This is a genomic window from Anaerococcus ihuae (assembly GCF_928368155.1).
Lineage (GTDB): Bacteria > Bacillota > Clostridia > Tissierellales > Peptoniphilaceae > Anaerococcus > Anaerococcus ihuae.
Window position 1 is genome coordinate 385,150 of record NZ_CAKMRU010000002.1, and the last position, 22,835, is coordinate 407,984.

Consider the following 22,835-nt stretch of genomic DNA (forward strand, 5'->3'; position numbering starts at 1 on the left):
AAAAAAGAAAATTTATAATCGATTGCTTTAACAAAATACACAAGAAAAATAAATTAAATATTTTCAAATATTTAATAAAAAAGAAAATCAAAATTAGAAATTTATCAATATTAAATAAAGGAGTTATTATGAAAAAATTAGCAAGAAAAATGATGTCACTATTGATGGCAGTTTTTATGGTATTACAAGTAATCTTGCCAGCCTTTGCAACTAGCTCGAAGGCAGAAGATGAAAATCCAAATTCCATAAAATCGGTCGACAAGCTCGAAGATGATCCCGACCTAGACCTATCAATCAAAAAATCACAGGAAATTTACGACAAGAAGAAAGTCAAAAAAGACCAAGACAAATTCACCATAGCCGTAAGTATTCCGGATACAAACTCCAAATTTAGGCTTGTAAAAAGAAATGACCTAAAATTATTTGATGATAAGTATTTTGAAACTAATGAAAAGGCGAGCAAGGAATATTGGCGTGTTAAAGATATGCTAAATGACCAAGGACTTGACCTTGATTTAGAAATAATCGAAGATGAAAACGGCTTCAAATTAATAACAAAAGAAGAACTAGAAAATAAAGACACAGAAAAAGAAAAAGAAAATCCTTATGGAGAAAACTATTCATACATAGACTTTAAAATAATGGATGATTTTGATTTCAACGAAAAAGGAAATCAAAAATTATTAGACGAATATAAGCTAATATTTAACCTAGAACTCCTTCAATACGAATCATTAGATCCAGAATACAATCTTTATGAAAAAGACCAAGAAGGAAATTTGAAAATCAAAAACCAAGGGGATATCTTTGCCCTCTTAGTAAATGATAAAAAATCTTTGTATGATACAAAAAAACTAGAAGAAGATTATAACAATTTAAAATTATATAAAGAAGAAAAGTTACAAAAAGAAGCTGACCAAAAGGCACAAAAAGAGGCGGAAGAAAGGGCTAAAAAAGAGACGCAAGAAAAACAAAAAGAAGAAGAGGCAAAAAAAGCCCAAGAAGAAAAAGCCAAAGCAGAAAAATCTTCATCAAACAAAGAAGAACAATCAGAAAACTCCAAAGAAGATTCAAATAAAGAAAAAGAAAGCAAAACAGAAATAAAAGTAGAATCAAACGAAAGTTCAAATAAAGAAAAAGAAGAAAATACAGATTCAAACAAAGAAGAAAAAGATTCTACAAAAGAAGAAACAAAATCACAAGAGAAAAAAGAAGATACAAATAAACAAGAAAACAAAAAAGAAACTGAAACACAAACAAATAAAACAAAAGAAAATTCTCAAGCTAAAACACAAGAAAAGTCAGAAGAGAAAAAAGAAGAAAAACAAGGCTTGATGCCAAAATTAAGAATGCTATTTTTGGGACGATCAGAACCAGCAATGCCTGTTGGAGCAGGACAAGGCACTCCGTTAACTGAAGCAGAAAAGCAAAATCTAGCTAATAAGAAATTCCATGTAAAAACAATCTTCCAAACATCAAATGCAGGTGGAGCAATACAATCTTACCAATATTTCAAAATCCATTTGGACGACGAACTTATGGTAAAGGAAGGAACAGTACTTGAGCCAATCATCTACAATGGAAGAGTAATAGCAAAACCTACTTATAATAAAGATGACAATACTATTACCTATAATATAGAAGGAACTATTCCAGAAAATATTAGTATTGATTTGAATATCCCAGTAGACTATAATACAGAAAATATAACCCTTGATAAGGACGGAACGTTCACAGTAACTAACAAAGTATCAGGACTTGGAGTAAAAGCACCAAAAGATTTAGTTCCACAAAAAATCGATAAAAATGGTAATCCAGCAGGATCAATCATAGAACCAGGAAGGAAAGATGTAACCCAAATAGTTGACTCAAGCAGAAACTATAGATTGGATATTGACTCAGTAGGTAATCCAGTCATAAAAAATGGCGAAATGGTTGGAATAAACTGGGTGGTAAAAATTGAATCTGACAAAGATTTAAAAAATGATCTAGGTATGAAGATGAACTTCACTCTAGTAGAAGGTTCAGGACTTAAGGAAATCGAAAGCATTACTTCCAGTGATGCTACTGAAGATATCCAAAATAATGATGCCATAAAAGGCAAAACAGGAATAGTTGATTCAAAACACTCTACAATAAATCAATCAACAAAATCCTATATGTATACTATCTATACACCTATAAGCAATAGACAAGCTGACTATGTGTTAGATATTTCTACTATTCTTACTAAAGATTTGACTAATGGTCAGCCATATGTTGGTGCAGTTAGAAGTGTAATGGATAAGGGATATCCAAAGGACAAAGTAGAACAAGACACACCTACAAGAGTAGGTATAAACAATCGTACTACTATAGAAGGTAAATTTTTATCAAACACAAAGGCTCAATGGACTATAACAGACGGAGTATGTACATTAGATAATAATAATGGTCTACCTTTAGAAGATAGAACTCTTGAAGGAGCAAATATAAACTCCGGTAAGAGAGTAGTTTATGGTGTAGATAATAACACAAGCAGTCCTACTTATGGTCAAATGGTAGTAAAGGAAGCTGAAAAAACAGATTTAACTTCTATTCCAACTAAAGAAAAAGACCCAGAGGGAACTCAAGCTGTAGGTAACATAGGAGTATATCAATTTACACACGACGTAGATGAATCAAAAACTCCACATTCTTACACTATGTCAGGAGTTAAAATATCAAAATTCCAAGACCTATATATCGATCAAGAATGGAACTTGCCAGTAAATGGCATGAAAATGCCAGCTCAAAAATTCATTGCAAAAGATGATTCTGAAAAGCAAATAGCTGAGAAACACGTAGATGAAGGTGCAGATGGAGAAAATCAAAGACTTGTTGTATTACCTGATGCTAGATATTGGAATATCGCAGATGATGGAAAAGCCAATAAAGTTGGTCATAAAATAAGTCAAAAATTTGATAGTCCAACAGTAACACAAGGTGGTAAAACATATAAGTACAACGAAAATGCCAACTACTATCAAATAAATACAAATAGTCAATATATCCACAACTCTGCTATTCCACAATCAAGTCAAAATCCAGTAAGTTTTACAGTAGTTAAAGTTGATAGTAAAGACCCAAGTAAAAAGCTTGCTGGAGCAAGATTTAAATTACTAGGCGACAAACAGCCATCAATAATAACTGACTCCGAAGGTAAGGCTACATTTAGTAATGTGCTGCCTGGAACTTATACTTTAACAGAAGAAAAAGCTCCAGCAGGTTACAAGCTTGACCAATCACAAAAAACAATCACCATAGCAGAAGATGGTACTATCAGTGTAAATGGTAGCAATATCCAATCAAGTGGAAGTAATGAAACAAAACTAGTTCAACACGACAGTGCACCTAACTGGCCAGACTATATGAACGCTATGCACTATGGAAAGATAACAACTAATGAAACAACTAATCAAAACGAAGTTGAGTTCTACCTATACCTAAAACCACAAAGTGATAATGGGGGAAATGGTACAAATAGAGATACAAGACTTAACATTTCTATTCCAGGTGTAAACATTACAGATGTAACAGCATACGACGTATCTTCGGGCTATAGAAATAGCGTTAAATACAGCATGAAACAACAAAATGTAGATGGATACATTCCATTGCTTGGAGATAATGTAATAAATGCTGCAAATAATAACAAAATTACAGGCAAAGCAAATACTACAGATCCATACACAGGAAAAACTGGTTACCAAATCTACTTCCCAGAAGCAAGGTTTGCAAATGATTGGGGATTCTTAGTAAAAGTAAAAGCTAATATTGGAGATAAACAATCTGTAAGCTTAGACTATGATTGGTTGACAGATAAAGATACAGCTGGACAAACAAAACTTACTCAAAATGTTATTATTAACAAAGCAAGTGGAGAAGCTGGAGAAAATCAAATTTTAGTAACAAACGAAGAATTCACAAAAAGTCCAATTTCTGCAACCAAATTTGGCGACACATTTGATAACGATGGTAAAAGAAACAGACTTCAAGGAGCAGAATTTGTTCTAAAAGATAGCAAAGGAAATGTAATTGCCAATAAATTTACTGACGATAAAGGTACAGCTGACTTTGGACAATTTCAACCAGGAACATACAGACTAGAAGAAAAATCCGCACCAGATGGATACCAAAAAAATGGAGTATATTTTGAAGTCGTAGTAGATGACCAAGGTCAAGTAACCTATACCGCAAGATTTGAAGACGGAATCGGTACACCAGAAGCTGGTCGTGACTACTATATAGAAAAAGGTGAAGAAACTGGAGGTTCAAAGAAGGCAAAAGTAACAAATGTTAACCAAAGACTTGAATACCTAGAAAACGAACCAGGAGATATTGGTGTAATAACAGGTACTTGGGAAGCTTACAAATATGAATCTTTAAAATACCACGCTGACATCACTCTATCCAATTCAGCTCCAGGTACAAGATTTGAAATTCAATTTGATAGAAACCTTGACTTCACCCAATATTTTAGTGAATTCCCTAAGATAGTCATTAATGGAGTAGAAGTTGCAGATCCGTACTTTGATTACAATACTAACCTCTTGACCTATGTATTTAATGATAAGTCAAAGGGAGGACCGGCTACAGCATCAATAAACCTAAGAGGTATAATTCCAGATAAGTATTATGCTACACAATCAAAGACATATCCATTTACTATAACAGTAGCACCTGGAGTTGCGGGTGTCGGGGGAAATCAAGTATTACACCAAGATATAAACGCAGACTATGGACCATACGACTCAGGAACAAGTAATAGTAACCAATTCTACTACTTTAGAGATGTATACCAAAAAGAAGATGGCAAGTGGTATGTAACAGTCATGGCTTATCTAAATCCTATGGGATTTTCATATGGTTCAAAGACAACACAATTCAATTGGATAACAACAGACTTCCAAAGTGATAACCAAATTGCTAGATGGTCTGGTAAAGGTTATGATCCTCTTTATAAGTTAGAAGATGTAAAGGTATATGGAACTGATTTTGCAGCATATAGAGAAAATGGAGTTTGGAAAAACCCTTATATGCCAAAATCATTTGGTGTAAGACCAGAACAAGATCCTAATATTTATCACTTACTTGCACACCAAAGAATAAATCCTGATGAAAAACTTTATATAAGAGAAAATGACATAACAATAAACTATAATCCTAAAGAGATTAAAACAAGTGGAAGAATTGATTTAAATCATCCTTTAAAGGTAACAACACCAGCTCCAAGAGATAAAGGTGGCTATATAATAGAACAAACCTATAAGATTACTGATATAGATCAGTTTAACAAAAAATGGAGAGCCTTCCACATGACTGATGGTAATCTTGAATCAGCCTTTGCATCTAAAGCGAATGTCAACACAGCAATAGGTGACCAAGCTGGCGGAGAAATACCAAAGTATTACAAAGAAGTAATTGGTTTAATTAACAATAAATACAAACCAGGAAGCTTTAAACTTACAAAATATGATGAAACAAATCAAGAAAATAAACTTTCAAACGCAACATTTGTGTTAACAGATGAAAATGGAAAGAAAATTTATAGAACATCTAATGCTAAAGGTGAAGTTGATTTTACTAATATCGCACCAGGTAGATATTCATTAGAAGAAACTAAAGCGCCGGATGGTTATAGGCTTACTAACAAAAAATGGCAAGTTACAGTTTTAAGTGACGGTAGCGTTAGAATAAGAGAAACATCTATAACAGGCGAAAGTAAGCTTTACACTGGAAATAAAATCAATATCCCAGTTCAAAATAAACCAGTTGGACAAAAGTTCAGGGTTTATAAAAAAGACGGAAAAGGCCAACCACTTCCTGGAGCAAAATTCAAGATAACAGATCCAGATGATCCAAATTTCTCAGCTGAAGCTACATCAGGACCAAATGGTATTGTAGAATTTGATGCTACTCTAGAAGAAGGAAAGAATTATATACTTGAAGAAGTTGAGTCACCAACAGGATACAATCCGCTTAATAAAAAATGGGTTCTAAGAGTAGAAGATGGCAAGACAAAAGTCTACAACTATTCAGATCCAACAGAAGAGACAACTGTAGAAAAGTCACTTCTCACAGATGCTGATACAGAATGGGTTGATGTTAAAGGAAGAAATACTTCAGGCTGGTCAAACTTTGACAATAGATGGACTGGTTGGGTAGCTAACAGCCAAGACGCTGAACACTTAGGTACTAGAATTATTGCAATTAACAAAAAAGAGAAATATGTTGTACAAAGATATATTATAAACCCAGAAGCAAGACAGACTGTAGGAGTAGATGGTATAACAGCAGCCACAATCCACAGAGAAAAACCAGAATATCCAAATATGGATTGGTATAAGGGCGATGAAGAAATAAAAATATTTACCCTAGGACCTAAAGAAGGTGGCAATACTGATGGCAAGGTTACTGGTCTAATATCTGACCTAAGACTTGCATCTTATACAGTAACTGACATTACAAATGATGTAAAAAAATCTACCGACAATTCTCATCATGGAGAGACTAGACTAAAATTAGACCTACCAGCTACAAATAAGCCAATAGTAGTTGACGTCAAAGTACCTTACAAAGACGAAAATGGTGGAGTCGGTACAGGTATGGACTGGAGAGAAGGTAACACAACCTACTGGAAGTCCGACTACTACGAGAAAGTATCTGACATCAAAACTGCAGGTATTGTAAGTGAAACAGGTGGTACAATAGTCGGTTCATATGTATCAGAAGATTCACTAGATGTAACAAACGATCTAAAAACATATGGATTTAAGATCAAGAAAGTAAAAGAAGATAAAAATACTGCAATTCCAGGAGCAGTATTCAAACTAACAGGCCCAGGCGAAAGCAAAGATGAAAGATTTATGACCACAGGGTCTGACGGTATAGTTTCTTTCAAAGGTCTAAAACCAGGCACCTACAAACTAGAAGAAAGTAAACCAGCACCAGGTTATGAAAAGAAAACTACTACTTGGACAATAAGAGTAGCAAGTGATGGAAAAGTATATATAAAAGACAATAGCGAAAATCCTGATTCAAATAATCCAAGCTTTGAAGTCTCAACAACAGAAAAATCAGCCACAAATAATCTAATGAGAAGATTAAAAATGGCAGGAGCAAATACTGACCTTGAAATCAGCGGCAATTTAGTAGATACACTAAACCCACTAAGAGCTGGAAATGGTTGGGAAATTGTAGATAATGCAAGCTCAACTCAACCTAAAAAGAGAGAAGATACTTCCGATTCAGATTATGGACAACTAATTGAAACAAAAATAATTGAAATAGACAAAGAAAATAATAGATACAAACAAGTATTTATTTACAAACCAGGTGGAACTGCTAAACGTAATCGTAACATCAAATTCCACAGAGCTTATGATAATTACAATATAAGTCCAAGTGAAGTTACTACAAGAGTTTTCCAAGTACCTAGTGGTACTAGTCTAGCTAATATAAATCAAAGTTCGGATATAGATGCTATAGCTGGTAAAACTGATATAAGTAAAAATATTAAATTTACAGCAGAAGGTGCAAAGAAGATTCAAACTACAAATATTAACACTAGATACCCGGGAACTATCTTAATAGAAGTTGAAACAAATTATAATGAAAACTATCCAATTGGTTTGGGTTCAAACTATGATTTTAATACAAGTTCCCAATCTGCATATGGTCACAAATGTTGGTTAGAAAAATCCTATGCTAATGAAGTAGGTGTTCCAGTAGTAAAAACAACTGTTAACCACACAATCACATTTAATGGAAATGGTGGAAAGTGGAAAATGGATCCAGTAACAGTTGAAGATGGTATTCAATATGAACTTCCAGGATCTTCATTTATAGCTCCAGATGGAAAAGAATTTGATGGATGGCTTGTAAATGGAGAAAAGAGAAATCCTGGAGATAGAATAACTGTAACTGGTGATTTAACTGTAATTGCTCAATGGAGAAATAAAGCTCCAGAACAAGCAACGGTTTCATTTAGCCCTGGAGAAGGTTCTGGCACAATGGCAGAACGAAAAGTTAATGTCGGTTCAAATTATGAATTGCCAGCTAATGGCTTTACTGCACCAGAAGGAAGAGAATTTAAAGCTTGGTCAGTAAATGGAGTAGAATATCAACCAGGAGACTCAATAACAGTTAATAATGATACAAAAATAACAGCTCTTTGGAAAGAAAAAGATCCAGAAACTTATACTATTACAGCTAATAACCCAACAGAAGGTGGAAGCATTTCTGCTAATACATCTTCAGCAACAGCAGGAACACAAATCAACTTGACTGTTACACCAGATAAAGGTTATGAAATCGAAAGTGTAACAATGAATGGACAAACTTTAACAACAGGCGCTGATGGCACATACTCATTTACGATGCCAGCAGGAGATGTAACTGTTTCTGCTAAATTTAAGAAAACAGAAACGCCAGATCAACCAGGTCAAGGTGAAACTGAGATTAAACCAGGAGAATTTGCACAAATCACTAACAAGCAAACTGGTCTTGATCTTAAGATTTACAAGAAAGACAGATACGACAGGAAGCTTGAAGGTGCTATATTTACTATCAGAAAAACTGATGAAAATTATAAAAATATAGACCAAAACTTTGGAGTAAAAACAGGAACTTCAAATGACAAAGGACTTGTTGAGTTTAAGGATAAAGATGGCAATCCAATTAGATTACAGGTTGGATATTATATAATAGAAGAAACAGCAGCCCCACTAGGCTATAGAAAAGCAAACGCTCCTTGGAAAGTACAGGTTGTGGAAGAAAATGGACAGCTTGTAGCAAAATACAAAGGACCAGAAGAAACACCACAAAGCTTTATTGAAAAAAATGAAAATCTTGATATAAAAACAGCAAATGGTGTAAAATATGCAACAAAAATCACTCATATTGATACAGAATCAAGAACATATATCCAAAGAGTTTACATTGATACAAGAGGAAAAAATGGAACTGTCAATGTTCAAATCAAACCAAAACACAAAAGAGAAGAAATTGACAGACCGGGACTTCCACCAGTTACTATCAAAGAAGGTGTAAAGACAGCTTATAGATCAACTTATAAGATTACTGGATTAGATGGCGATCCTAACCAAGCTAAGATGATTAAAATCTTAAATGACTATGACGTTTCTTATCCAGATGTAACGGTTGTAAACACAGCAAGATGGAGACCATTTGACTGGGGCTTTGACGAAGACCAACTAAATCTTGAACCTGGAGTTTACTATATCGATATTGAAGGCTTCTATGATACTTCTATTATTGATAGAAATGTTACTAATGAAGTAGCAATAGATAAAAACTACAACTTTACTCAAAAAGATGAAGTCACTCCAAGTGATGAACCAGTACTAAAAGATCCTTACAAATTAACAGCAAATGATATACCAGATGAAGATTTAGGTAAGATCGACATTGATATTGAATTCTTCGATGGTGCAAGAGAGTTCCAACAATTAAAAAATTCAAATGGAAAAATAGTTTACGGTGTTGTTAAAGATGAAAATGGTAAAGATGAAGCATCTTACCAAGATGGTGTAGTAACATTAAGACAATGGTTAGAAGATAACTATGGCAAAGAATATGCTGATAATTGGTTTGCAACTAAGCTACCTGGTCAAAAATATGTAAATCAACTAAGTAAAATAGTTAAGATTGGAAAAAAAGACGTTTATCAATCAGGTAGAATAATACCACCTGTTACACCAGGACAACAAGGTTACAAAGCACCATTTAGTACAATAAGTACAAGCATGGATATCAGCCCTCTATACTCTTCCAACGCAACAAATACAGTTCCTCAAGAAGGACTAAGTATAGAAAATGATGCAGAAAGATACAACATCACATTCTCTAAACACGGTAAGGAAACTGACAAAGATAGTGTAGAAGAAATCACTAAGAGAAGACTTGAAGGTGCGGTATTTAAACTTGAAAAGAGAGTAAGAGAAGGAATCTATGAAGAAGTAGAAGGATCTTACGTATCATCAGCCTTTAACGGTTACTTTGGTTTCAGAGGACTTGAACCAGGTCGTTATAGGCTAATAGAAGTCCAAGCTCCAAAGGGATACAAGCCAATTGATGGACCACTTCTACATTTCTCAGTTGAAACAGTAAGTATAGTTTCACAAAGGATAACTGACCCAAGAACTGGTGAAAACATTAATGTTAAACAAGTTAGCTTCTATTTCCCAGGAAATGATAAAGCTTACAAGTTTGAAGACTTAGAAATGCGCGATCCGACAGATAATACTAAGATTATTAAATTTAAAGATGCTAAGAATGCTGATTTGGAAACAACTAAGATAATAGATCCTACAGATTCTACAAAGAAAACAGAAGTTTCCTTAAGAGAATTGAGCATCAAGTTCCCTGGAGAAATAAAAGATAAAGATGGAGAAGTTATAAAGGATACTTATAAAATAAGTGAAATCCAAATCACACCAACTTCTAACGGCTATATTTCCCTAGAATACGATAAGGCAAATGGTGTATACCAATATATTCCAGAAAAATCATCTACTGAAAAAGATGGATTGTTGGTAGACTATGTAACAAGCGCTACTGCCAAGAACATGGGTAAAATCGTAAACGAAAAACCAGGCGAAGGTGAAATCACAGTTAGGAAAATTGACCAAAATGGTAATGAAATAAAAGCTACAGGTCAATTAGCAGGTGCAAAATTCTTGTTAACTAACAAATCAACTGGAAAAACAGAAGAAAAAACAGTTGGCGAAGATGGTACTATTAAATTTACAGGCTTAAAAATTGGTCAATACAGGCTTGAAGAAGTAAAATCGCCTGATGGATATATCAACAACAAGCAAGTTTGGAACTTCACAGTAGGTGGAGAGGGACTTGACCCATATTCAGGGGATGCACCAGAAAAAACAAGAGATGTATCAAGTAGCATAAAATTATCTGAATCTAAACTAAGTGTGTTAAATCCAGATAGTAAAAATGATGGTTTACTATCTGATACTCAAAAAGAAATGCACCCTCACCTTGGAGAGGTATTTGAATTTGACAATAAGTATACTATTGATTCTAACCTAAAAATTAATCCTGGAGATTATTTTGTACTAAAATTAAGTGAAAACATCGACCTCCACGGAATAATGGAAACAGATATTTCTAACCTTGATATAATTGCAGATGGAGTAGGTACAATTGCTAAGGCAGATTATAATAGAGAAAAAGGTACAATAACTTATACTTTCACAAGGTTTGCTGAAACTTATAACCTAGTAGAATTTTCTAATAAGCTAAAAGCCTATATCAACTTAAACAAAGTCCCAAAAGAAGGATCACAAAGCATTGAACGTGGAGTTGTTGGACATGAAATGAAGACTGATAATATAAATGTCGTATATGATTCAATGACTGCAAGAGAAAAATATCAAGCTACTGACGGGAATATGTATGAAATGACCCAAAATCACCTAAATCTTGGATCAAAGATTATTAAATATAATCCTGATACAGGTGAGTTTGTTCATTACTACTATGTAAATAGGGATAGAAGCTATACTCCAAGATCAACATTCTATTACTCATCTGACAAAAATATTGAAAACATGAATATCGAATACTACAAACTTGATGGTAGTGCAAACCTTGATGAGCTGATGCCGTTATCATTTGGTGTAAACGAAAATGACCCTAGACTTCCTGCACCTGTACAAATAAGATCTAGATCATATCTCGGTGCTGGTGAAAAAGAAAGCATTAGCTTTACCAATGGTTTAAATTCAAATTCATCATATATCTTCAAAGTTACAGGAAGGGTAATGGGAGAAGATAAATCGTCCTATGTTGCCAATGGAAAGCTTCAAATGATAGATTATCCTGGACGTTATGTAACAAGATGGGATAAACAATACTTCTTTGCAAATGAAGCTGATGCAAAAGCAGACCTAGAAATCCAAGCTGTAAACCCTGCTAATAAGATTAAGTTCAAGAAGATAAATGATAGAAATGAAGCACTAGAAAATGCAGAGTTTATAATTCAAAGTAAAGATAGTGAAGGAAAATGGAACAATTATGGTCAACCAGCAATATCAGATGAGGATGGACTCTTTGAATTTACTAAACTTCCAAAAGGTGAATATAGACTATTAGAAACAAAAGCACCAGAAGGTTATGAAAAACCTACAGAAGCTTTAGTAGAATTTAAGGTAGATGACAAAGGCGTAATCTACAGACTAATACCAATAAGAGATGAAGATGGTAAGATTAAAAAAGATGAAAATGGTAAGGTCATTACAACAGAAGTTGAAGAGCCAGGTATTATTCCAATTGACATTGTAAATACTATTACAAAGGAAATTGAATTTAAGAAAGTCGACGGAGAAGATAAAAAAGTTCTAGCTGGAGCAGAATTCGAAATCTGGTTTAAGAAAGCTAAAGATGGAGAATACTCTAAGGATAATTTAAAACTTTATGAGAAGACTAATGCAGATGGAACTACCGAAAGACTTGTTCTAAAAGCCGAGGAAACTCCACCTGAAGGATTTACTGAAGTTACTAAATTTGTAACTGGAGAAGATGGAAAAATTAAATTCAAGTTCAAAGAACCAGGATACTACGCACTTAAAGAAGTTAAGGCACCAGCAGGATATATCAATCCAAGAGGAATTGTAAAAGAATTTGCATTCATAGACGGCAAAATTCAAACAGATAAATACAAGACTGAGATGGATGTAGATAAGAAAACTGGTGGGTTCTATGCTAATGGAATGCATGAGGTTTATAACACTGATATAACAATAAAAATTAACCCTAATCATGAAAAGATAACTTATGAACAAGGTAAGTCAAAAATAACATTATCAGGCTTGCCTTTGAATAATGAATATTATGAAAATAATATTTCACCTAGAACAGGCATAACTATAAATGCAAGACTAGTAAATACTAGTGGCAGATCTTCTGCTAAGAGTTACACTGTTCCTCTTAGTCAATATGGTACTGACAATAGGGGAAATATAACTGTCGACCTTTATAAATTAGTAAAGGAATTGGAAAAGAAAACTGGTGATTCAATGACATCAGAAAATACAATTGAATTATCAATGTCTTCAACTCTAGCCTTAAGTACAGTATTAGATATTAATTCTAAGATAGAAATAGGCGATGGCGAAGATAAGATAAGTGAAGAGAGAACATTCCACATAGGAACTAAGGGAGACGAAAAAGTCAACCACTCTTATTCATTCACAACAATGGGAGAAATGGAAAAGTATAATGACAGCGGTAATTATAAGCCTATTGAGATTGCAAATAGAAAATTATCTCTACCATTTACAAGAGGAATAAGAGCTTGGATTGGATTTACAATCATAGGACTTATCCTAATGATTCTTGCAGCTTATTATTACAATAAGAAAAAGAACAAGGGATTAGATCTTAAAAAAATTAATAGTAAAAATTAAAATTTAATTTATAAATTTTAAAAGTTTTAACTGACTTTATTTTGAGTTTTTCTCAAATTAGAGTCAGTTTTTTTGTCTAAAATTTAAATTAATTTAAGAGTTTTTTGGGTAAGAATTTATTAGGAAAAAAGGAGGATTTATGTTAGATTTTACTTATAATATTCCAACAAAAATACATTTTGGTAAAGACGCTCTTGATTTTGTGGGCGAGGAAGTTAAAAAATATTCTAATAAGGTGCTTATCACTTATGGTGGTGGATCTATCAAGAAAAACGGAGTTTATGACAAGGTAGTAAACGAGCTTAAAAATTCTGGAGTTGAAATTTTTGAGCTTTCTGGAATTGAACCAAATCCTAGGATTGATTCTGTAAGAGAAGGGGTCAAAATAATTAAGGAAAATAATATCGGTGCAATTCTTGCAGTTGGTGGCGGATCTACAATTGATGCATCAAAATTTATGGCATCAGGGGCTTGTGCTGATTTTGATCCTTGGGAATTTATTTCAAAAGGAAAACCAATGAGCCCTGCAATTCCACTTTTGTCAGTTCTTACCATGGCTGCAACTGGATCTGAGATGGATAATGGTGGGGTTATTACAAATCCTGAAACAAAAGAAAAACTTTCATCAGGCCATCCTGATACCAGACCAAAAGTTTCATTTTTAAATCCAGAAATCACATATTCTGTAAGTGAATTCCAAACAGCTTGTGGTTCTAGTGATATTTTATCTCACATTTTTGAATCCTATTTTAATGTTGATGATTCTATGTTTATGCTTGATAGAATTATGGAATCTTTGATGAAAACTGTAATAAAATATGGTCCAATTGCCATGAAAGATCCAGAAAATTATGAGGCAAGGGCAAATCTTATGTGGGCATCTTCTTGGGCAATCAATGATTTTATTGCAAATTCCTCAAAGGCTACTTGGACAGTTCACCCAATCGAACACGAACTTTCAGCCTTTTATGATATAACCCACGGACTTGGACTTGCAATTTTAACACCAAGATGGATGGAATATGTTTTGAGCGAAAAAACTGTTCATAAATTCTATGATTTGGGTGTAAATGTTTTTGATATTGACAAAAACCTCGACCAAATGGAAGTTGCAAAAAAAGCTATAGAAAAAACAAAAGAATTTTTCTTTGAAAGCCTTGGACTTGATTCAAATCTTAAAGATATTGATATTGATGAAAAATATTTTGACCAAATGAGCAAAAAGGCTTGTGGCAAAAATGGAAAAATAAATGGTTTTGTTGAACTTCGCCCTGAAGATGTGAAAAAAATTTACCAAATGTGCCTTGAGGATTAATTTTATTTTTTAAATAAAAAAATATGATATTGCCTAGGCAATGTAAAGATTTGTATTGACAAGTCATATAAAAATGCTAAAATCTTAGTAAGAGGTGATAGTATGGCAAATGCAAATCTAAATATTAGAACAGAAAAAGACATTAAGGAAAAAGCAGAAAAATTGTATGCTGAGCTTGGCTTAAATATGTCAACTGCTATCAATATGTTTTTGAGGGCAAGCATAAGGGAAAATGGAATTCCCTTTGATTTAAAACTTGATAATCTAAATAGACAAAGCCAAAATGCAATCGAAGAAGGAAGAAAAATAGCCTATGATAAAAATTATCCTTCATATAGCAATATGGATGATTTGAAAAAGGCTTTGGAATTATGATTTATAAAATTAAATTTACAAGTAAATTTAAAAAAGATTTAAAACTTGCAAAAAAACAAAATAGAGATATTGAAAAGTTAATGGATGTAATTGAAAAACTTGCTAATGATGAAAAATTGGATGAAAAATATAAGGACCATCCATTAAAAGGAAAATATTATTCAACCAGAGAATGTCATATTGAGCCAGATTTTTTGCTGATATATGAAAAATTTAATGATGTAATGGTTCTATCTTTACTAAGATTAGGAACACATTCTGATTTATTTATTTAAACCACCCTACAAAAGGGTATCAGAGCGTAGACAAAGTATGAATGTAGATAATATTTTATTTTAAAATAAAAATTAAGCTATGTACCATCTCGACTAAGTGAGTGAAACGAACGCATGGAGAGATCTCATGAGATTTCTCCGCTCACTACGTTCGGTCGAAATGGGAATTTCTTTAGTTTATCAACAGTCACCACCCTGCAAAAGGGTGTTTTAAATTGCTTATTTTTGTGTTTTCTTATAAAATATAATATGGTGAAAAAATATGAGAGAATTTAGTAATGAATTAAAAAAAATAGTTATAAAAGTCGGATCTTCTTCTGTAAGCCATGAAAATGGTGGGGTTGATATTGAAAGAATTGAGGATTTGGCGAAAGAAATTGTAAATTTAGAAAACAAGGGCATTAAGGTGATTTTGGTTTCATCTGGTGCGATTGCAACTGGGGCTAATAGGCTTTCTATTAAAAGGCCTAGAAATGATATTAGCAAAAAACAAGCCACAGCTGCCGTTGGTCAGGTTACTTTGATGAATACTTTCCTCAAAGCTTTTGCGGAATATGGGTATTCTATTGGTCAAATTCTTCTTACAAGAATGGTTGAAACTAACGAGGTTATGAATTTTAATGCCAAAAATACTATAAATGATTTGTTGGAAATGGGTGTTGTGCCAATTGTAAATGAAAACGACACGATTTCTACTTATGAAATTGATTTTGGGGACAATGATACCTTGTCATCGGTTGTTGCAAAATTGGTTGATGCTGATTTGCTTATGCTTTTGTCAGATATTGATGGACTCTACACTGATGATCCAAGAATTAATAAGGATGCAAAATTAATCAAAGAAGTTAATATAATTGACGAAAAATTAAGGTCAATGGGTAAGGATTCTTATTCAAAACTTGGAACAGGTGGGATGGCAACAAAAATCAATGCAGCTAACCTTTGTATGGAAAAGGGAATTGATACAGTTATTGCAAATTCAAAAGATTTGAAAAATATTAGAAGAATAGTGAAAGGTGAAGAAATTGGAACAATCTTTAAAAGAAAAATTGATTAAAATGGGTGAGCTTTCCAAAAAAGCTAAGAAAGATTTTGTAAAGCTTTCAACAAAAGATAAAAATAAAATTTTGGAAAATATAAAAATTTCCATGGAAAAAAACAGGAAAAATATTCTTGATGCTAACAAAAAAGACTATGACAAGGGACTTTCCAATAATATGGCAGAAGGTCTTCTTGATAGGCTTAAACTTGATGACCAAAGAATTGATTCTATGATTTTTTCAATTGATCAAATGATAAAACTTCCTGATCCAATTGGAAAAATGACTGATGTCAGAACTCTTGAAAATGGACTTTTGATTGGGAAAAAATCTGTTGCAATCGGAGTTTTGGCAATGATATATGAAGCAAGACCAAATGTAACCTTGGATGCGTCAATTCTTGCTATAAAATCTTCAAATTCTATAATTTTAAGAAGTGGAAAAGAGGCAATAAATTCTTCTCTTGCAATAGCAAAATCAATCAGAGAAGGAATAAAAAATACAGGCTTTGATGAAAATATTGTCCAAATAATTGACGATACTACGAGAGATTCATCAACTGAACTTATGAAATTAAGTGGATATGTGGATTTATTAATTCCAAGAGGATCAGCGTCTTTGATAAATGCAGTTGTAAAAAATGCAAGTGTGCCAACCCTTGAAACAGGTGTAGGAAATTGCCATTTGTATGTTGATAAATATGCAGATATTGAAAAAGCATTGAAGATTTTTGAAAACGGCAAAACTCAAAGAATAGGCGTTTGCAATGCTATTGAAAGTTTAGTAGTTCATAAGGATGTTGATGAAAAATTTTATGATGGATTAAATAAAATCGTAGAAAAATATAAATTAAAAGTTCACGCTTGTGAGAACACTATAGGAAAAATTAAAGGGGCGGTTTCTGCAAGTGAGAAAGATTATGGGAAAGAATATTTGGATTACGAATTTTCAGTAAAAGAAGTTGAGAATATAGACGAGGCGATTGATCACATCTACAAATATTCCACAGGCCATTCAGATGCAATAATCACAGAAAAAATAGAAGCAGCAAATAAATTTGTAGAAGAAGTAGACTCAGCCTGCGTTTACGTAAATGCATCAACAAGGTTTACAGACGGATCAGAATTTGGCTTTGGAGCAGAAATAGGAATCTCAACCCAAAGACTCCACGCAAGAGGACCAGTAGGATTAAATGAGCTTACAACTTATAAATATGTGATTTTGGGAGAAGGGCAAGTTAGGGAATAATCTTTTTAAAGATTATTTTTAGAAATTTAAACTTTATTTTAATATAAATTATTTTATTAAATTAATCCTTCGTAGACTTAGGGCGGAAGGAACAGGGGACTTCCGATTGTCCCCTTTTTCCACGCTAACTTGCTTTTAAAATTAAAAAAAATCTTAAATCAAAATTCAGTTTCAAATTAAAACTACGAATAAAGTCCGCGGTATAATTATTGAAATTGTGCCACTGGCACAATTTCAAGCTAATTATATCCCCTAAAACCCATTTCAACGAACCCCCTTAACCGGCCCTTGCAAGGAGCAAAATTAGAAAGAAACTTACGTTTCTTTCGTTTTTTAAAATGATTATCCTAATTTAATTAGAATAAAAGCCCAAAATAAATAAATTCAAAGTTCATTAAAAGAGAAAAAATAACTCACTAACGTTCAAAAAATTTTTTCTCTAATAATTCACTTGAATTTATAATTATTTTTAAACAGCAATTAAACTTTAAAAACTTTAAAGAAGCGAAGCTTCTTACAAGAAAAGCTCCATGCAATGGTCGGTTGCAGGGGGGTAAAAAAGAGGGGTTGTTAGGGGAGAAAAAAGGGGGAGAATCGAAACTCCCCCATTTTCTCCCCTAACATAACGAAGAATAAAATTGATACATTAATAAATTTTAAGATAAATAATATATTTTTCTATAAGGAGGAAATATGAAAATTGGTATTATCGGCATTGGAAACATGGGTTCTGCTATTGCCAAAGGTCTTTTGGGTAAAAATGAACTTTTTTTATCTAACAGAGGATCAAATTTAGAATTTTTTAAAGACAAAGAAGTTTCTATAATGGAAAATAGAAAGGTCGTAGAAAATTCTGATTATATAATTTTGGCTGTAAAACCAAATTATTATAAAGAAGTGATTGATGAGATTAAAGATTTGTTGGAAAATAAAGTATTTATTTCAATAGCAGCAGGTTTTACTATAGAAAAACTTGAAAATTTATTGGGAAATGATAAAAAAATTGTCATGACCATGCCAAATACTCCAGCATCTGTAGGATGTGGTATGTCAATTCTTTGTCCAAATAAAAATGTAAGTGATGATGAATTTTCAAATGTATTAGAAATTTTTTCATCCTTTGGCAAGGCCATTAAAATTGATGAAAATCAATTTGATGCAGCAAGTATTGTAAATGGATGTCTGCCAGCTTTTGTAGATTTATTTATTGAAGGCTTGTCTGATGGGGCAGTTTTGTGTGGACTCAAAAGAGATATTTCATATAAATTAATTCTTCAAACTATAATAGGGTCAGCAAAATTAATGGAAGAGTCAGGAGAGCATCCAGGACTTTTAAAAGATAAGGTAACAAGCCCAAAAGGAACAACAATCGAGGGAGTAAAGGCCTTAGAAGAAAATAATTTTAGGGCAGGATTGATAAAGGCAGTTGAGGCCTCTTTTAATAAAGCTAAGAATATGTAGTTAAATTCATGGGAGATTTTTTATAATAAAATTTCCCATGAATTTATTTTTTTATACGCAAAAATAATTAAGAGATCTCTCGACTACACTTGAGATGGGTTAATCTTTATATGGAATTAATAGCTGAAGAATAAACTAATATATTGCTTGAATTTCATCTTTTAAAATTTGAAAGATAATAAATAAATTAAACTTCAGCAATTAAAAACATACCGTAATTACCCATCTCGACCTTGCGGAGAGATCTCAAAGAAAGAATGAAATTTAAAGCAAATTTGAACGTAAGAGATCTCTCGACTGTCGCTCGAGATGGGTTTTTCTTCGGTTTATATTATTATATGATTTAGCTAATAATAAAAGCTAAATTAAATTTAAATATTTAAAACGTCAGCAATAAAAAATATCTAATCACCACACATTACGACATTGCGGAGAAAGCTCTTAAAAAAATAATTTATGTAATTAAATTTAAACTTCAGCAATTAAAAAAATCTAACAACCACCCATCTCGACCGACTGGAGGGAGAGGAGAGATCTCTTTTATTGGCTTTAATTTTGATTTATTTTTTTCGAATTATCATTAATAAAAATTTTAATTTTTAACTTTTTACAATTTGAAATACTAGTTTTATCTCACAATTTGTGGGATATTTTTTTGGACAATAATTCAATACGGTGTATAATTATTACAATGTTACGTTAAAGTAAAGGAGTATTAAATGAAAAAATCATTAGCTATAAAAATTTTAGAAAACCATCTTTTACAAGGTGAAATAAAAACAGGAAATGAAATTGCTATTAAAATTGACCAAACTTTAACTCAAGATTCCACTGGAACCATGGCTTATTTGCAACTTGAGGCCATGGACATTGATGATGTAAAAACTGAAAAATCTCTCGCCTACATAGACCACAATATTTTACAAGAGGGATTTGAAAATGCTGATGACCATGAGTTTATAAAATCTGCTGCTAATAAATTTGGCATAACTTTTTCAAAAGCTGGCTGTGGAATTTGCCACCAAGTTCATTTGGAACAATTTGGAAAGCCTGGAAAAACTTTGTTGGGTTCTGATTCTCACACTCCAACGGGCGGCGCTTTGGGTCAAATTGCAATCGGAGCAGGCGGTCTTGATGTTGCAGTTGCTATGGCAAAGGGATTTTATTTTGTAAAGGTGCCAAAAATTTATAATATAAAACTTAAAAATTCTTTGAAAGATTATGTAAATGCCAAAGATTTAATTTTATATATTTTAGGAAAATTATCTGTAAAAGGCGGAACTGGATATATAATGGAATATTCTGGTGAGGGTGTAAAATCTTTGTCCGTAACAGATAGGGCGACAATTTGTAATATGGGAGCAGAACTTGGGGCGACGACTTCAATTTTTCCATCTGATGAAAATACTTTAAAATATTTAAAAAGTCAAAATAGAAAAGAGGATTACAAAAAATTAGAAGCGGACGAGGATGCTTTTTATGATGAAATCATGGAAATTGATTTGGAAAAAATCGAGCCAGCTGTGGCAAGACCTCATTTTCCAGACCAATATCAAAAAATTTCTGAAATGGGAAAAATAAAAGTTGATCAAGTGGCAATAGGTTCTTGTACCAATTCATCCTACATGGATATGATGAAAGTTGCATCAATTCTTGATGGAAAAAAAGTTCATCCTGATGTTTCTCTTGTAATTTCTCCAGGTTCTGCCACAATTTTGGAAAAGTTATCAGAAAACGGAGCTTTGGCAAAGATGATTAAGACTGGGGCAAGAATTTTGGAATCAGGATGTGGTCCTTGTATAGGTATGGGTCAAGCTCCAAAAGCTGGTGGGATTTCTCTAAGATCTTTTAATAGAAATTTTAAGGGAAGATCTGGGACAATTGATGCCGAAATTTATTTGGCAAGTCCAGAAACTTGTGCGATTTCTGCCATAAATGGCTACATATCAAATCCTAAAGATTCTGAATTTAAAAAAGATTTTGATGATAATATTATTTTTGACCACACTGATGCTTATTTTATAAAAAGGGAAGAAGATTTATCAAAAAGGATTAAAGAAACTGTAAAGGGAAAAAATATCAAGCCATTTCCAAAGGCAAGCCCAGTTTCTTATATAAATTCAAAAATAATTTATAAGGCAGGAGATGGAATTACAACTGATGATATTTGCCCATCAAATGCTAGACTTTTGCCATTTAGGTCAAATATAGAATACTTATCAGAATTTGCCTTTACAACAAAAATCGATGATTTCAAAAAAAGAGCAGAGGAAAATTCTAGTGGAGTAATTGTTGCTGGTGTAAATTATGGCCAAGGCTCATCAAGAGAACACGCTGCCCTCATTCCTTTGTATTTGAATATAAAGGCAGTTATTGCCAAATCTTTTGCAAGAATCCACAGGTCAAATTTGATAAATAATGCGATTTTGCCGTTAGAATTTGAAAATGAAAAAGATTATGAAAAATTGTCTGAATTTGATAATATTCAAATAAAAAATATAGAAAATTCTTTAGAAAGTGGAAAATTTATTTTAAAAGATTTGGATAAGGATATAGAAATAAAAGTTAAAGGCGAGTTTTCAAAAAGAGAAATTGAAATTTTGAAAATGGGCGGATATATAAATTATGCCAAAAATTTAGAATTGGAGTAAGTATGAAAGTAACTTTAATAATGGGAGATGGAATCGGTCCTGAAATTTGCGATTCTATGAAAAAAGTTTTAAAGGCTTTGGGATCAAAAGTTGAATTTGAAGAAGTAAATGCTGGGGCGAGCGTTTTTGAAAAAGAAAAAACCTTTATTCCAGATAAGGTCTTTAAATCTATAGAAAAAAATAAAATTGCCATAAAAGGTCCAATCACAACCCCAATTGGACATGGTTTTAGGTCAATTAATGTTGAACTTAGGAAAAAATACGACCTTTTTGCAAATATTAGGCCAATAAAATCAATCAAAAATATAAATACAAAATATGAAAATGTTGATGTGGTAATTTTTAGGGAAAATACTGAAGACTTGTATGTGGGATTTGAAGAAAAAATTTCTGATGATGAATTTCATTCGATAAAGGTCATAACAAGAAAAAAATCTGAAAGAATTATAAGGGCAGCCTTTAACTATGCCCAAAAATTTAATAGGAAAAAAGTTACCATAGTTACCAAGGCAAATATAATGAAATTTACTGATGGTTTGTTTTTAAATGTTGGACGTGAAATTTCAAAATCTTATCCAAATATAGAATTTGAAGAGCTTTTGGTTGATAATACTGCCATGCAAATGGTTTTAAATCCAAATAAATTTGACGTTATTGTTACTGAAAATTTGTATGGGGATATTTTGTCAGACTTGGCAGCAGGCCTTGTCGGCGGACTTGGCTTAATTCCTGGAGTAAATAAGGGAGAGGATATTTCAATTTATGAATCAGTTCACGGTTCTGCCCCTGATATTGCTGGGAAAAATCTTGCTAATCCTATTGCAATTTTACTTACAGCATCTCTTATGTTTGATGATATTGGGGAAGGAAATTTGTCCGAAAAATTAAGAAAGTCTATTGAAAAAACAATGGAAGATAAGAAAAATCATACAAAAGATTTGGGCGGAGAGGCAAGTTTAGAAAAAATCACCCAAGAAATAATCAAAAATTTGGAGGCCTAG

Annotated in this window: 9 protein-coding genes; all 9 read left to right on the top strand. The window is 32.6% G+C overall.

What is annotated here, in order from left to right; genetic code table 11:
- Positions 1-128: 128 nt before the first annotated feature.
- Positions 129-13,469, top strand: a complete 13,341-nt coding sequence (locus tag L6653_RS06995; protein ID WP_236786226.1) for a SpaA isopeptide-forming pilin-related protein — start codon at positions 129-131, stop codon at positions 13,467-13,469.
- A 139-nt stretch (positions 13,470-13,608) separates the two neighbouring features.
- Positions 13,609-14,784, top strand: coding sequence for an iron-containing alcohol dehydrogenase (locus tag L6653_RS07000; RefSeq protein ID WP_236786228.1), 1,176 nt, complete (start codon positions 13,609-13,611; stop codon positions 14,782-14,784).
- A gap of 102 nt (positions 14,785-14,886) precedes the next feature.
- The gene (locus L6653_RS07005; protein ID WP_236786230.1) at positions 14,887-15,159 is read left to right on the top strand and encodes a type II toxin-antitoxin system RelB/DinJ family antitoxin; all 273 of its coding nucleotides are present in this window, start codon (positions 14,887-14,889) and stop codon (positions 15,157-15,159) included.
- On the top strand, positions 15,156-15,434 hold the full coding sequence (locus L6653_RS07010; RefSeq protein WP_019118594.1) for a type II toxin-antitoxin system YafQ family toxin: 279 nt from the start codon (positions 15,156-15,158) through the stop codon (positions 15,432-15,434). The genes L6653_RS07005 and L6653_RS07010 overlap by 4 nt, the downstream gene beginning before the upstream one ends.
- A 262-nt stretch (positions 15,435-15,696) precedes the next feature.
- Positions 15,697-16,491, top strand: a complete 795-nt coding sequence (gene proB, locus L6653_RS07015) for a glutamate 5-kinase (protein WP_236786232.1) — start codon at positions 15,697-15,699, stop codon at positions 16,489-16,491.
- The gene (locus tag L6653_RS07020) at positions 16,460-17,722 is read left to right on the top strand and encodes a glutamate-5-semialdehyde dehydrogenase (RefSeq protein WP_236786233.1); all 1,263 of its coding nucleotides are present in this window, start codon (positions 16,460-16,462) and stop codon (positions 17,720-17,722) included. The genes proB and L6653_RS07020 overlap by 32 nt, the downstream gene beginning before the upstream one ends.
- A 693-nt stretch (positions 17,723-18,415) precedes the next feature.
- Entirely contained in the window at positions 18,416-19,183 is a 768-nt protein-coding gene (proC, locus tag L6653_RS07025; protein ID WP_236786234.1) for a pyrroline-5-carboxylate reductase, read from the top strand.
- A 719-nt stretch (positions 19,184-19,902) separates the two neighbouring features.
- Positions 19,903-21,834: an aconitate hydratase gene (locus tag L6653_RS07030; RefSeq protein ID WP_236786235.1), complete on the top strand. Its 1,932-nt coding sequence runs from the start codon at positions 19,903-19,905 to the stop codon at positions 21,832-21,834.
- 2 nt (positions 21,835-21,836) lie between these two features.
- Complete coding sequence (locus L6653_RS07035; protein WP_236786237.1) at positions 21,837-22,835, top strand: isocitrate/isopropylmalate dehydrogenase family protein; 999 nt, start codon at positions 21,837-21,839, stop codon at positions 22,833-22,835.